This window comes from Pseudoxanthomonas sp. SORGH_AS_0997, from assembly GCF_031453535.1.
GTDB classification, from domain to species: Bacteria; Pseudomonadota; Gammaproteobacteria; order Xanthomonadales; family Xanthomonadaceae; genus Pseudoxanthomonas_A; species Pseudoxanthomonas_A winnipegensis.
This window is the reverse complement of sequence record NZ_JAVIZI010000001.1, coordinates 3241473-3255842: the sequence shown is the minus strand read 5'-3', so window position 1 is coordinate 3255842 and position 14370 is coordinate 3241473. Positions and strand designations below refer to the sequence as shown.

Below are 14370 nucleotides of genomic sequence, written 5' to 3'. Positions count from 1 at the left end.
GGTACGGCGGAGTCATTGAAGGCTCCTGTTCCGTGCACTCGCCAACTTCATCCGGCGCCGTGCGCCACCTTCGACCCCGACGGAAGAAGGGAACCTCAAAAAAGGCAACACACCATGTCCGCTCAACCCCGTCAGATGCTGCTCGATCCCGGTTTCGAACTGACCCTGCGCCCGATGCGCTATCCGCAGTTCTACGACATGTACCGCGACGCCATCAAGAACAGCTGGACGGTGGACGAGATCAACTTCCAGATCGACATCACCGATCTGCACGACAAGATGACCCCGGCCGATCGCCATCTGATCCATCGGCTGGTCGCCTTCTTCGCCACCGGCGATTCGATCGTGTCCAACAACCTGGTGCTGAACCTGTACCAGCACCTCAATGCGCCCGAAGCGCGCATGTACCTCTCGCGCCAGCTGTACGAGGAAGCGCTGCACGTGCAGTTCTACCTGACCCTGCTGGACAACTACCTGCCGGATCCCGGCGAGCGCGCCAAGGCCTTCGCCGCGGTCGACAACATCCCCTCGATCAAGAAGAAGGCCGACTTCTGCTTCAAGTGGATGGACACCATCCAGGACCTCAAGCGCCTGGAGACGCGCGCGCACCGCCGCCAGTTCCTGCTCAACCAGATCTGCTTCGCCGCCTGCATCGAGGGCCTGTTCTTCTTCGCCGCCTTCGCCTACGTCTACTACTTCCGCTCGCGCGGTCTGCTGCCTGGCCTGGCCTCGGGCACCAACTGGGTGTTCCGCGACGAGAGCTGCCACATGGCCTTCGCCTTCGAGGGCGTGCGCGTGGTGCGCGAGGAGGAGCCGGACCTGTTCGACGCCGACATGCAGCAGCAGGTCTACGACATGCTGGAGGAGGCGATCGAGTGCGAGCTGCAGTTCGCCGAGGACGTGCTGTCCGGCGGCGTGGCCGGCATCTCCACCCGCGACATGCGCCAGTACCTGCAGCACTGCGCGGACAACCACTTCGCCAAGCTGGGCATGGCGCGCAAGTACAACGTGCGCAATCCGCTGCCCTTCATGGAGCTGCAGGATGTGCAGGAGCTGACCAACTTCTTCGAGCGGCGGGTGTCGTCCTACCAGGTCGGCGTGCAGGGCGAGGTCGGCTTCGATCACGCCTTCTGAGGGCGCCGCACGACGTCGACGCCGCACTGGAAACGTTTCCGGGCGGAAAAGGTCGCCAAAACACCGCATCTGACTGCCTGACGGGCTTAAGTCGAGGCCAGGCGTGCCGTTAGTCTGGGGGATATCCGTCCCCGCAGACCGCGCTTCCCCGCCATGCACGCCCGTCGCGCCTCGGCGCGCACCATCGCCATGCTCCGGCTCGGTCGCGCCTTTGGCGCGGCGCTGGCGCTGCTGTGCGTGGTCGGGCCCGTGGCCGCACAGGTCGCCTCGCTGCGGGTCTACGGCACGGCCGATGGCCTGCGCAGCCTGGGCGCCGACTGCCTGGTCGAGGATCCGCAGGCCAACGTCTACGCCTGCACCTACGGCGGCCTGTACCGCTACGAGGGCGAGCGCTTCGAACGCGTCGGCGCCGGTGCGGGTCTGGACGATGCCTATGTGATGAACGCCTCGCCGGCGCCGGACGGGCGCGGGCTGTGGGTCGCCACCGCGGCCAATCTGTACTTCTGGGACGGCGACCGGGCCGTGCGCGTGCTCGACCCGGCCGGGTCGCCGCTTCCCTTCGAGGTCGGCCACAACGTCGCGGCGCTGGCCGACGGTGCGGTGGCGTTGAGCCATAGCCGCGCGCTGCGCGCGACCCGCGACCCGGACGGGCACTGGAAGACGCGCGCGCTGTTCGACCGGGCCGCCGAACAGGCCCACCCCGAGCTGGCCGAGCTGGGCGCGGTCTACCGCGATGGCCGCGCGCTGTGGTTCGGCTGCGGCCAGACCGTTTGCCGCCGCACCGACGATGGCCAGGTGCGCGTCTACGGGCCCGGCGACGGCGTGCCCCGCGACGCCTGGACCGCCTTCCTGCGCGACCGTCGCGGCACGCTGTGGGCGCGCAGCCCGCGCCACATCCTGGTGCTGGCACCGGGCGCGACGCGCTTCGAGGAGCGGCCAGTGCCGCCGCCTTCGATGCTGGCCACCACCACGCGCCACCTGGACCTGACCGAGGACCGCCAGGGGCGCGTGCTGACCCGCAGCGACGGCGGCATGCTGCGCTGGGACGGTCGCTGGGAGCGGTTCGACACCCGCAACGGGCTGCCCGATCTTCCGCCCAACGCGCTGCTGGCCAGCCGCAGCGGCGAGCTGTGGATGTCCTACCCCGGCCTGGGCGTGCTGCGCTGGCGCGGCTATGCCGGCGTGGAGAACTGGGGCCCGGGCAACGGCCTGCAGGGCCTGCCCAACTGGTCGCTGGCGCGCGATGCGCAGGGCGCGATGCTGTTCGGCAACGAGCGCGACCTGCATCGCCTGACCGCCGGCGATAACCGCATCCAGACCCTGCACAATCCGCTGGGCGAGCCGGTGCGCGATGTGTTCGCGCTGACCCTGGGCCCGGACCAGGCGGTGTGGGTGGCGCTGTATCGCGGCCAGCTGCTGCGCCTGCAGGGCGACGAGCTGAAGGTCGCCGCGACCCTGCCGGCCAAGCTGCGCCGCATCTTCTTCGACGATCGCCAGCGCCTGTGGATCTGCACGACCGAAGGCGTGTACCTGATCAACGATCTGGCCCATCCGGTCGCCAGGCGCTTCGAGGCGCTGCCGGCGGTGAGCTTCGGCGATGTCGAGCAGGACGCGCAGGGGCGGCTGTGGTTCGCCGGCAAGGGCGGGGTGATGCGCCTGGAGCGCGACGGGCGTGTCACCAGGATCCACGCGCAGGGTGACATGCCCAATACGCTGTTCGATAAGCTCTCGATCGGGCGCGACGGCACGCTGTGGCTCAGCGTGGACGATGCGGGCCTGTTCCGCGGCCCGATCGGCCAGGGCGACACGCTGACCCTGAAGGAAGTCGAGGACCCGCTGCTGCGCGATGCGATCCCCTACTTCATCCGCCACGACCGCGCCGGCCGGCTCTGGGTCGGCGGCAGCATGGGCCTGGACGTGCTGCAGGACGGCAAGTGGACGCGGCTGCACGAGGCCAACGGCCTGATCAGCGAGGACATCTCCGAGGGCGGGTTCTTCGAGGACCGCGACGGCTCGGTGTGGATCGGCACCTCGCGCGGCGTCAGCCACCTGCTGCATCCGGAGCAGCTGCTGGCGCGCACGCCGGTGGCGCTCAACATCGCCCGGGTCGAACGCGGCGGGCAGCGCATCGACTCGGGCGCGGTATTGCCGTGGGAACAGCTGCCGGTGCGCATGACCCTGTCCACGCCCGGCAGCATCGCCGGGACCGACATGCTGAAGTTCCGCTACCGCCTGCGCGATCGCCAGGACGCGTGGATCGAGACCAATTCGCGCACGCTGGATTTCCCGCTGCTGGGCTCGGGCAAGCAGGTGATCGAGGTGCAGGCGCTGGACGTCGGCCGGCGCGCGCAGTCGGAGGTGGTGACCTTCGGCTTCGAGGTGCGCCCGCCATGGTGGCGCTCGCCGCTGCTGCTGGCGCTGTGGGGCGTCCTGGCGGCCGCGCTGGTCGGCAGCCTGTGGCGCTGGCGCGTGCACGCCATCGTCAAGCACAAGCAGCAGCTCGAACGCCTGGTCGCCGCGCGCACCGCCGAGCTGGAGGCCGACAAGCGCGCGCTGGAACTGGCGCGCACCGCGCTGCAGGTGCAGGCCACCCACGACGGCCTGACCGGCCTGCACAACCGCACCAGCATCATGGAGCAGCTCGAGCGCGAGGCCGTGCGCGCCCATGCCGCCGGGACGCAGCTGGCGATCGCGCTGCTGGACCTGGACCACTTCAAGCAGGTCAACGACACCCACGGCCACCTGGTCGGCGACGTGGTGCTGGCCGGCGTCGCCGACCGCCTGGCCCACAACATGCGCGGCTCGGACATCATCGGCCGCTACGGCGGCGAGGAGCTGCTCGGCGTGATGCCCGGCCTGCAGCCGCCGGCCGGCGAGCGGCTGCAGGCGCTGCACGACGCGGTGGGCGCCAAGCCGCTGGTCATCGATGGCCTCTCGCTGCGCGTGACCTGCTCGATCGGCGTGGCCTGGCTGCAGCCGGGCGAGACGCCCAACGCGCTGCTGCGGCGCGCCGACCACGCGCTCTACCAGGCCAAGCGCGAAGGGCGCAATCGCGTGGTGGTGGCCACGCACGAAGGGATCGCCAGCGACCAGGCCCCTGGCGCGGCCCCGGCCCTGGTCTGATCGCCGCGCGCGGTTCCGGCGCGCGACAATGGTCGCCCGGCCGTCGCCTGCGCGGCCGTCCCCCCATCAGGAGCTTGTCCGCATGTCCGAGGCCCCCGCCGCCGAAGCCCGCCCCACCGAGGCGCGCCTGTTGCACATGGTCTTTCCCGACCACACCAACCACCTGGGCACGCTGTTCGGTGGTCAGGCGCTGGCCTGGATGGACATGGCCGCCTTCATCGTCGCCTCGCGCTACGCGCGCACCACGGTCGTCACCGCGCGTTCGGAGCAGGTGGACTTCAACCAGCCGATCCGCAAGGGCGACCTGGTCGAGGTCATCGCCACCATCGTCAAGGTCGGGCGCAGCTCGATGAACGTGGACGTGGAAGTGGTCACCGAGGACCTGCTCAGCGGCGAGCGCAAGCTGTGCACGCGCGGGCGCTTCGTGATGATCGCGCTGGATCCGCTGGGGCGCCCGACCGCCGCCCCGCCGCTGCCGGTGGCTAGCGCGCAGGGATGAGATCCGGGCGGGCGGCCGCCGGGTCGTCGATCGCCTGGCGCACCACGTCCAGCAGGTCCTGGTCGTGGTCCTGGTGCAGCTCCCAGAACATCACCCCGCCCAGGCCCTGGGCGCGGGCGTAGGCGACCTTCTCGCGCAGGGCGCGCGGGTCTTCGTAGCTGATCATCTGCGCGCTGCGCGGATTCCACAGCCAGGCCGCGCGCGCCTGCGGATCCCAGTGGGACGCGAAGCCGCCGCTGCCGACCAGGTCGCCTTCCACGATCTGGCGATAGGAAATGAAGCCGCCATCGCTGCGGTAGGGCTGCAGCAGCCCCGCCTGCTGCGGCGCGACCTCGCCGAAGCGGCGCCCGTAGAACGCCATGCCCACGTGCAGCTTGGCCGCCGGCACGCCAGCGCGCAGGAAGCCCTCCACCGCCGCCTCGGTCGTGCGCGCATCGGCCGGTGCCAGTCGCGAACGTCCCAGCGCGGCGGCATGCCCGGTGGTCGGGGTCAGGCTGCCGTAGAAGTCGTAGGTCATCAGGTTGATCCAGTCCAGCAGCGGCGCGATCGCCGGCAGGTCCAGGCCCGAGGCCAGCCGACCCTCCGCCGCGGCGATGGTCAGCAGATAGCGGCGCCCGTCGCGCGCACCCTGCGCGTCCAACGCCGCGCGCAAGTCGCCCAGCAGCGCGGTGAAGTGCGCCTTGTCGTCGGCGCTGGCGCTGATGCCGGCATCGGCCAGGGTCGGGTACTCCCAGTCGATGTCCAGCCCGTCCAGGTCGTACTGGCGCAGCAGCGCCATGGCGCTGTCGACGAAGACCGCGCGCGCCTGCGGCGTGGCCGCCGCCTCGGAGAAATGCCCGGCGCCCCAGCCGCCGATGGACAGCACCACGCGCAGGCCCGGCGCCTGCTGGCGCAGACGCACCAGCGCGGACAGCGCGGCGGCGTTCTGCGTCGTGCCCAGGCTGACCCGGTGCGCGGCATCGGGCGCGGCGAAGGCGAAGTTGGCCACGTCCAGCTTGGCGGCGGCGCTGGCGCGGACCGGTTCGCCGGCGGTGACGTAGCCGACCAGGGTCAGCGGCGTGCGCGGGAAGGTTGGCTGCGCCGGCGAAGGCGCGCTGGCGCAGCCGGTGAGGGTCAGCAGGCAGGCCAGCACGGCCGACAGGCCGGAAGAGGCGATCAGGCGCATGGCAGGGCCGGCAGCGAACGGCCGGCTAGTCTAGCCGCTGACCCGACGCGTCCTGCGGAGGCCGGGGCGGAAACACCAGCACCGTGCCGCGGCCCGGCGGCGCCGGCTGCCACAGCACCGGCACCTCGCGCGGCGAGGGCGGCTCGAGCGTGCTGGCGTCCTCGTCGTGCGCGGCGAGTTCCTCTTCCACTTCCCAGCTGTAGCGCTTGCGCGGCAGCGGCGGGTCGGCGCGGCGCAGCCACCAGGCCGCCAGCAGCCCGGCCACCGCGCCGCCCAGGTGCGCCTGCCAGGACACGCCGGGCTCGCGCGGCAGCACGGTCAGCAGCATGCCGCCGTAGAACAGGAAGGCGATCAGGCCGGCGGCGATCGACGCACGATCGCGGCGCAGCAGGCCCAGCCCGATCACCAGGAACATCAGCCCGTGGCCCAGCCCGCTGGCGCCCAGGTGGCGCGTGCCGGCATCGCCCAGCCACCACGCCCCCAGGCCCGAGCCCAGCCACAGCAGCGGCCACGCACGCAGCGTGGCCTTGGGATACACGCTGCCGGCCAGCGTGCCCAGCATCAGCAGGGCGATGGCGTTGGAGGCGATGTGTTCGACCGAGCCATGCAGCAGCGGCGCGGTCAGGATGCCGACCAGGCCCTGCACGGTGTGCGGCGCGATCGCCAGGGCCCGCCAGTCTAAGCTGGACTGCATCCAGTAGCACAGCACCAGCAGCAGCACGAAGGCCAGCGACGCGTTGAAGGCGCGCAGCAGGCGCCGCCGGTCGGCACGGGCCTGGGCCTGCGCGTCGTAGCGCGGATCGTCGGGGTGGTAGGCGTCCATCCCGCTTCGATGGCGCCGCCAGGCTGCGAAAACAAGCGCGCCGCGACGTCCCATGGATGGAACGCCGCGGCGCGGGTCGATCACCGATCCGGCAGGCTTACGCCTGCGGACCGGCCTGCGGCTTCTGCGGCCGCACCAGGCTCAGCCACACCGTGACCGCCAGGATGCCGAACACCACGCCCAGCGACACCAGCACCGGGATCTTGACCACATCGATCAGCAGCATCTTGGCGCCGATGTAGACCAGCACCACCGCCAGGCCGTAGGGCAGCAGATGGAAGCGGTCGGCCATGCCGGCCAGCAGGAAGAACATCGCGCGCAGGCCCAGCACCGCGAACACGTTGGAGGTCAGCACGATGAACGGGTCGGTGGTGATGGCGAAGATCGCCGGGATCGAGTCGACCGCGAAGATCACGTCGGTCACCGCGATCAGGATCAGCACCACGAACAGCGGCGTGAACCAGCGTTTGCCATCGCGCTTCACCGACAGGTCGTGGCCGACGTAGCCATCGGTCAGGCGCAGATGCTTGCGCATGAACTTCAGCGCCGGATTGGCTTCAAGGTCCGGCTCGCTGCCGGCCGAGAACCACATCTTGATACCGGTGAACAGCAGGAACGCGCCGAACACGTACAGCAGCCAGTGGAACTTGGTCAGCAGCGCGGCGCCGGCGAAGATCATGATCGCGCGCAGGAAGATCGCGCCCAGCACGCCGATCACCAGCACGCGCTGGCGCTGCTCCTCGGGCACGGCGAAGTAGGACATCACCATCAGGAACACGAAGATGTTGTCCACCGCCAGCGACTTCTCGACCAGGTAGCCGGTCAGGAATTCCAGGCTGATGCGGTTGGCGTTGGCCGCGTCGATGGTCTGGTGCAGGTACCACCACAGGCCGGCGTTGAAGGCCAGGGCCAGGGCGACCCAGCCGATCGACCACCACAGCGCTTCCTTGAAGGTGACCTTGTGCGGGCCGCCGTGGCGCATCAGCACCAGGTCGGCCAGCAGGGCGGCGATCACTACCACCACGAATCCACCCCACAGCCAGGGGTTTGCAATTGTCTGCATGCGAATGCTCCACGTGTAAGCCAAGGGACGAAGGCTGCGACGAGTCCAGTGAAGCGCACGGAATCCGGGAAAGAAGGAGATCCGGGACACACACACCTTCGCCGTTGCGGCGAAGGTCTCGCTCACAGCCGGCCCTAGCAGTGGGCCGGTTGCCGCTGGACCGGGGCGTGAAGCCCGTCATGACGATCGCAGCGCGTGGGAGCTACTCCCCTTCTGTGGGCGATTGTCGCGGCGCGGCACGCGCCGGGTCAACGTCCAGGCTGAGCGGGTCGTTCAGATCGGGCCCGATCTGTCCGCATTGTCACGGCGCGTCGTCGACGGCCGACCAGCGCATCGCCGCGGTCGCGGTCTACGGATACCCGCGCCAGTAGCCGCCGTAGGGGCCGCCGCCGAACGGGCCATCGCTCTTGCTGACGTGGATGTCCAGGCGCATCACGCTGGTGCGCCCCTCGTCGCTGGTGAACGCCTTGGCCACGCTCAGATCGGCCGCGTTGTAGGTGCTGCTGCCGTAGCCCTTCGAATAGCCGATGCCGGTGGTGAACGCGCCATGCACGTGGGCCTTGCCGTCGTCCAGCTCGGACACCGGCCGCGCCGGGTCGGTGTCCACGACCGGGCCGCTGTGGTCGCCGTAATAGGTGCCCGGCGGATCGCCCGCGCCGGAGAAGCTGGTGTCGTCCTTGAGCTTGAGGTTCAGCGGCTGGGTCTGGGCCAGGGCGGCGGGCGGCGCGCAGAGCAGCAACAGGGAGACGACGGCGATGGACTTCATGGCGGCAGACCTTGCGGTGCGTGTCCGTTGCGCGGTGCGGGCCGTCTGGCCAGCAGGCCGGCAGGGATCACCCATGCACGCTAGCAGCCGCGCCTTAAACCCAGGCTGGCCGGCGCGATGCCTGTCCGTGACGGTGCGTGCCGTCCGCTGGCGCCGGCACGCCGCCAGCGTGCCGCGGGCCGGGGCCGACGGCGTCAGCGCATCGATCGCCCGGGTCGGATCAGTCGCGCTGGAAGGCATCGCGTTGCGCCAGGCGCGCGCGCAGGGCCTTCTTGTCGATCTTGCCGACGCTGGTGCGTGGCAGCTCCTCGACCACGATCAGCTCGTCGGGCAGGGCGTAGCGGCTGATCGTGCCGCTGTCCACGTGCTGCTGCAGGTGCGCGCGCACGCCCTCCAGCGAGATCTGCGCGCCCTCGGCGGGCACCACGAAGGCCACCGGCCGCTCGCCCCAGCGCGGATCGGCCACGCCCACGTACGATGCCGCGCAGATGCCGGGGCCGGCCACGGTCAGGTCCTCCATTTGCGCTGAGGACACCCATTCGCCGCCGGTCTTGATCACGTCCTTGAGCCGGTCGCGGATCACCACGCGGCCATCGGCGGCGATGCTGGCCACGTCCTGGGTGTGCAGCCAGCCACCCCGCCACAAGGCCTCGCCGGCCTGGACGTTGCCGCCGTAGCTGGCCGTCAGCCACGGCGTGCGCGCGACCAGTTCGCCCTGGTGCTGGCCATCGGCCGGCAGTGCCTGCATGTCCGGGTCGACCACGCGCAGCTGCGCCAGCGGGACCGGGTGCCCGGCGCTGCACAGCTCGGTCTCGCGCTGCGCGCCCGGCGCCGCGAACGAGCGCGCGATGCTCAGCACCGGCGCGGTCTCGGACATGCCGTAGCCGGACAGCGCGGTGATGCCCTTGGCGGCCGCGGCGCGATGCAGCGCGCGCGGCTGCACCGAGCCGCCGACGATGATGGTCCAGCGCCGGTCGACCGGGTCCTCGGGGCCGAAGGCGTCCAGCAGCATCTGCAGGATGGTCGGCACGCAGTGGGAGAAGGTCACGCCCTCCTCGCGCCGCAGCCGCAGCAGCTGCGCCGGCACGTAGCGGCCGGGATAGACCTGCTTGAGGCCCAGCAGCGTGGCCAGGTACGGCAGGCCCCAGGCATGCACGTGGAACATCGGCGTCACCGGCATGTAGACATCGCCGTGGCGCAGCCCCTGGCCCTCGGGCTGCGTGCCCAGCGTGGTGCCGACGGCCAGCGTGTGCAGCACCAGCTGGCGGTGCGAGAAGGCCACCGCCTTCGGGTCGCCGGTGGTGCCGGTGGTGTGGAAGGTGGTGGCCAGCGCGCGCTCGTCGATGTCGACGAAGGCGTGCCGGTCCTCGGCCGCGGCCAGCAGCGCCTCGTACTCGCCTGCGACGGCCAGCGGCAGCGAGGCCGGCGGCTGGCCGTCGTGGGTCAGCACGAAGCGCTCCAGCTGCGGCAGCTGCGTGGCCAGCTGCGCCACCAGCGCGGCGAAGTCGGCGTGGAAGACCACCACGCGCGCGCCGGTGTCGCGCAGCGTGTAGGCGATCTGCTCGGGCGACAGGCGCACGTTGACCGTCTGCAGCACCGCGCCCAGCATCGGGATGGCGAAGTAGCACTCCTGGTAGCGATGGCTGTCCCAGTCCATCACCGCCACCACATCGCCCGGCGACACCCCCAGCGCGGTCAGGACATTGGCCAGGCGGTGCACGCGCCGGCCGAACTCGGGATAGTCGTGGCGGCGTCCGTCGCTGCCGAGGATGGACTGGCCGCTGCGGGTCTCCAGCGCGCTGCGCAGCAGCTGGCCCACGTGCAGCGGATAGTCGTAATGGCCTTCGGCCGGGGTGGCGTAGCGCAGGCCCATGGTCTAGCGCCCCTTGCCCGCGGCCGGCGCCTGGCCGAGGTGGCGGTCGAAGAAGCGCCAGATCACCGCATAGGCCTGGCGCGACTCGGGCAGCTCGGGATCGACGAAGAACGCGTGCCACATGCCGTCCCACACATGCAGTTCGGCGTCCACGCCGGCCGCGTCGAGCAGCGCGTGGCTGTGCAGCACCGAGCTCAGGGCGAAGTCGCGGCTGCCGCTGATCAGCAGCGTGGGCGGGAAGCGGGCGAGGATGGCCTGCGAGTTGGCCGGGAACACCAGCGGATCGGACAGGTCGGCGCCGCGGAAGTACGGGTAGTCCGAGAGCCTGGGCGGGCCGGCGGGCACCTTCTGCCCCTCCAGCGCGGCCGAGGTGTAGATGGAGTCGCCATCGGGCGCGGCCAGCGATCCGCAAAAGGTGCCGATCGCGCCCGGGCAGCGGCAGCTGCTTGGAGATCAGGCGCGCCACCGCCTGCGCGGTGAGATAGCCGCCGGCCGAGCAGCCGTAGATGCCGATGTCCTGCGGGCGGTGGTCGCGCAGCAGCGCGCGGTAGACGGTTTCCACATCCTCGCTGGCGGCGGGGAAGGCGTACTCCGGTCCCTGGCGGTAATCCACCGAGACCACCTTGACTTTGCCCACGCCGGCGATCGGGATGGCCTCGGCCAGCGCGCCGCTGCGCGCGCCCCACAGGAAGGCGCCGCCGTGCAGGTTGATCAGCACACGCGTCTTGTTGGCTGGCACGATGCCGTCGGCCGGCTCGGCCACGTCGGCCAGCACGCCGTCGAAGCGCTGCTCGCTGGTGCGTACCGGCCACAGCTTGCGCATGCGCGCCACGCGGTCGCTGTTCTGCGCGTCGTAGAACGCCCGCGCCGCGGCGATGTCCTGGCCCGGGCCCTCGCCGCGGGCGTGCGCATCGAGCATGGCCTGGAAGCGCACGCGCGCCTCGGGCGAGGCGAAGGCCGACAGCGGCACCTGCACGCCGTTGAGCGGCACGCGCGGATCGGGCGTCTCGGCGGCGCGCACCGTCCACATCGAGGCGAACAGCGCGAGCAGGGTCCCACAAGAAAGGATGGCGGTTCTCAACGCGGTGCTCCAGCGGATGGAAGGAACTCACTCCTGTCCCGCCAAGCTGCCTGATCGCCTGCGCCGGGTCATGCTGCGCCGCACAGGGCGCTTGCCCCCGTCGACTGGCCTTGCCTTGCCTATGACCGCTGCCGGGACAGAGCCGCAGCACGTCCACTTAAGGAGCCCTCCGCAAGGCCATACACTCCGCCCGGTCATTCGAGGGAGTTTCCGCATGAATCCGATCGCACGACGTGCGCGCGGCATGGCCATGACGCTGCTGACCATGACGCTGATATCCGCCTGCAGCGCCACGCACCAGGCCGTCACGCCTGCGCGCCCCGCGGTGGACACCTCCGCCACCACCTCGGCCAAGGCGCCGACCGAGCCGACCAGCGCGCAGCGAGCCCTGGCCGCGCGTGCCGCCGCGCTTGGCGCGACCGAGGTCAGCGCCGTGCCTGGCCCGGAGGGCGGCCTGCTGCTGGGCGGCAAGCTCGGCGGCGATCAGTTCGCCGTCGCCATTCCAGCGCAGTGGAACCACGATGCCCTGCTCTACGCGCACGGATACTCCACGCCGGGCAGCCCCGTGAACGTGCTCGATGACCCCACCGCCCCGGGCACCGGCGCGACCGGGGTCCTGAAGGCCGCCTACGACGCGGGCCTGGCGGCCGGGCACAGCGCCTATGCCAAGGCCGGCATGGGCGTGGAGACCGCGACGGTCAACACGCTGCGGCTGCGCGATTTCCTGGTGCGCCTGGGCGCGGACAAGGTCTATGTCAGCGGCAGCTCGATGGGCGGCAACATCGTGCTCTCGCTGCTGGAGCAGCACCCGCAGGCCTTCGCCGGCGGGCTGGCCATGTGCGGGGTGACCGAGGGCTGGGAGCCGCTGTTCGCGCAGCTGTTCGACATGCGCGTGGCCTGGAACCAGCTCACCCGCGGCACGCCCTACGCGCTGCCGGGCGAGCAGGACGCGCTGCGCACCGCGCTGCCCACCGTGCCGCCGCCGGGCGATGCGACCGATCCGGAGCAGTTCCGCGGGATGCAGATGGCCCGCCTCGCCACGCCGGTGCTGGCGCTGTTCAAGGCGGCGCAGGAACGCCCCGATGGGCCCGAGGCGCGCATCGCGCGGCAGGTGGCGGCGATCGGCGGCTTCGAGAACGAGCCGGCCTCGGTCGCCTATCCGCTGCTCACCATCGCCCTGGGCGCCGACGATCTGCGCCAGACCATGGGCGGCCAGCTGTACGGCAACCGGGGCAAGGTCTATCGCGTGCCGGACATGAGCGCGAATGAGCTGGCCGAGTTCAACCGGCAGGTGCAGCGCTTCGGCGCCGACCCGGCGGCCATCGCCTACGCGCGGCGCTGGCACCAGGCCACCGGCCGCTTCCAGGTGCCGCTGGTGACGCTGCACAACCGGATCGATTCGCTGGTGCCCTATGCGCAGTCGCAGGGCCTGGGCCGCATCGTCCACCAGGCCGGCAACGACGCGCGCCTGGTGCAGTTCACCGTGCCGGGGGTGAAGGCGCCGCTGCCGATCGGCGGCGTGGTGGGCTACACGCACTGCGGCTTCGATCCGGCGCAGACGGTGGCGGCCTGGAACGCATTGCACGCGTGGGTCGAGCGCGGCACGCGGCCGTCCGAGGATCTGGTGCACTGAGCCGCTTGATCGCCTGGGTGGCCGCGGGGCTCGGGGCTTGCGCGCGCAGCGACCGATGCCATGTTTCCCGTGCCAAGCCCGACGCGATGCGACCTCGTCATGCACGCGCCGCGTGTCGACTGGAACGACGGTAGAAGGTTGCTGGCAGTTTCCGAGTGACGCGACACCGGAGGCGTCACGATCGTCGCGGTCGTGCAGGCGGGCTCGGTGCGGGCGGGCTCAGTCGCCGGCGCGGCGGCGCGCGCTGCCGCGCAGGCGCTGCCACAGCCGCGCCAGGGGCGAGGTGCCGGGCGGCGGTGGCGGGGCGTCGGGGGAAGCGGTGGCGAGGGCGTCCGCCTCGCCTTCCAGCACGGCGTGGCCGCTGAGGTAGGCGGCGTTGAAGAAGGCGCGCGCCGCGCCGGGGTCCATGTCCAGCTGCGCGGCGGCCTCGGTGGCGGTCATGGCCTGCTTGAGCAGCAGCGAGCACAGCCGGAAGTCGTCATGGCGGTGGGCCAGCACGCGGAAGTCCGGCCACTGGCGCATGTGCAGGGCGGTGGTCTCGGTCAGCGGCGCGATCAGCTTCGGCACCATGCGCATGCGCAGCGCGGTCTGCCACAGCAGCGGGGTCAGGGCCAGGCGCGGGGCCTGGCCGGCCGGCGAGAACGCCACCTCGCGCAGCACCAGCCGATCGAAGCCCGGCCCCAGCAGTCCCGGCACGTTGTCCACCGCCTGCCGCGCGCTGTGCAGCGGCACGGCCTGGCCGGCGACGAAATCCAGATGCAGCACGTCCACCCCATCCAGCGACAGCACCGCCTGCGTGCGCCGGGCCTGCAGGTGCTCGTGCAGCTGCTCGGCGAAGGGGCGTGCCGGGGTGGACGGGGCGACGTCGGCCTGCGCATGCGGGGCGTGCAGGGCCTGCAGCACCTCACGGATCGCCTGCTCGTGCAGCGGCGCGGCGCCCTGGCGCGGGTCGGACAGGCGCCCGCCGGCATCGATCAGCCACAGCGGCCGGTCCGGCCGCTCCTGCGCCAGGCGTGCGCCGGCCACGCGCGTGGTCGCCGTCTCGTGCAGCACCAGCAGGTCGCAGCCATCGGGGTTGTGGATCAGGGTCAGGCTGTCGGGGGGCAGGCCGGCAATGCGCTGCAGGCGGCGCATCAGCGCCACTTCGGTCTGCACATCCGAACCCACGATCGCCACCCGCACCACGTCACGCCCCTTGTTGCCGCATCCA

At 71.3% G+C, this 14370-nt stretch carries 11 protein-coding genes and 1 pseudogene; 4 read left to right on the top strand and 8 right to left on the bottom strand.

Annotated elements, in window-relative coordinates:
• Positions 1 to 114: 114 nt before the first annotated feature.
• The 3 genes from QE438_RS14190 to QE438_RS14180 all read left to right on the top strand — a co-directional run bounded on the left by QE438_RS14190 (position 115) and on the right by QE438_RS14180 (position 4756).
• On the top strand, positions 115 to 1134 hold the full coding sequence (locus tag QE438_RS14190; RefSeq protein WP_130520677.1) for a ribonucleotide-diphosphate reductase subunit beta: 1020 nt from the start codon (positions 115 to 117) through the stop codon (positions 1132 to 1134).
• A gap of 153 nt (positions 1135 to 1287) precedes the next feature.
• Entirely contained in the window at positions 1288 to 4257 is a 2970-nt protein-coding gene (locus tag QE438_RS14185; protein ID WP_306994783.1) for a ligand-binding sensor domain-containing diguanylate cyclase, read from the top strand.
• An 82-nt stretch (positions 4258 to 4339) separates the two neighbouring features.
• Positions 4340 to 4756, top strand: a complete 417-nt coding sequence (locus tag QE438_RS14180) for an acyl-CoA thioesterase (RefSeq protein WP_130520681.1) — start codon at positions 4340 to 4342, stop codon at positions 4754 to 4756.
• On the opposite strand, the gene QE438_RS14175 is transcribed toward QE438_RS14180, so the two are convergent.
• The 7 genes and pseudogenes from QE438_RS14175 to QE438_RS14145 form a co-directional block, all read right to left on the bottom strand.
• Positions 4740 to 5921, bottom strand: a complete 1182-nt coding sequence (locus QE438_RS14175; RefSeq protein ID WP_306994786.1) for a glycoside hydrolase family 18 protein — start codon at positions 5919 to 5921, stop codon at positions 4740 to 4742. The genes QE438_RS14180 and QE438_RS14175 overlap by 17 nt on opposite strands.
• A gap of 25 nt (positions 5922 to 5946) precedes the next feature.
• On the bottom strand, positions 5947 to 6744 hold the full coding sequence (locus QE438_RS14170; RefSeq protein ID WP_306994788.1) for a rhomboid family intramembrane serine protease: 798 nt from the start codon (positions 6742 to 6744) through the stop codon (positions 5947 to 5949).
• Between the two features lie 97 nt (positions 6745 to 6841).
• Complete coding sequence (locus tag QE438_RS14165) at positions 6842 to 7807, bottom strand: TerC family protein (protein ID WP_130520687.1); 966 nt, start codon at positions 7805 to 7807, stop codon at positions 6842 to 6844.
• A 349-nt stretch (positions 7808 to 8156) separates the two neighbouring features.
• The gene (locus tag QE438_RS14160; RefSeq protein WP_306994790.1) at positions 8157 to 8573 is read right to left on the bottom strand and encodes a hypothetical protein; all 417 of its coding nucleotides are present in this window, start codon (positions 8571 to 8573) and stop codon (positions 8157 to 8159) included.
• 220 nt (positions 8574 to 8793) lie between these two features.
• The gene (locus tag QE438_RS14155; RefSeq protein ID WP_306994792.1) at positions 8794 to 10446 is read right to left on the bottom strand and encodes a long-chain-fatty-acid--CoA ligase; all 1653 of its coding nucleotides are present in this window, start codon (positions 10444 to 10446) and stop codon (positions 8794 to 8796) included.
• Positions 10447 to 10449: 3 nt separating this feature from the next.
• Positions 10450 to 10791, bottom strand: coding sequence for an alpha/beta hydrolase fold domain-containing protein (locus QE438_RS14150; RefSeq protein WP_309734849.1), 342 nt, complete (start codon positions 10789 to 10791; stop codon positions 10450 to 10452).
• Between the two features lie 148 nt (positions 10792 to 10939).
• A pseudogene (locus tag QE438_RS14145) lies at positions 10940 to 11269 on the bottom strand (alpha/beta hydrolase fold domain-containing protein); the annotation flags it as partial.
• A 472-nt stretch (positions 11270 to 11741) separates the two neighbouring features.
• Here QE438_RS14145 and QE438_RS14140 point away from each other — a divergent pair.
• Positions 11742 to 13160 (top strand): alpha/beta hydrolase, encoded by a 1419-nt coding sequence (locus QE438_RS14140; RefSeq protein ID WP_306994796.1) that lies wholly within the window; start codon positions 11742 to 11744, stop codon positions 13158 to 13160.
• Positions 13161 to 13379: 219 nt separating this feature from the next.
• On the opposite strand, the gene QE438_RS14135 is transcribed toward QE438_RS14140, so the two are convergent.
• Complete coding sequence (locus QE438_RS14135) at positions 13380 to 14345, bottom strand: hypothetical protein (protein WP_306994798.1); 966 nt, start codon at positions 14343 to 14345, stop codon at positions 13380 to 13382.
• Positions 14346 to 14370 lie beyond the last annotated feature (25 nt).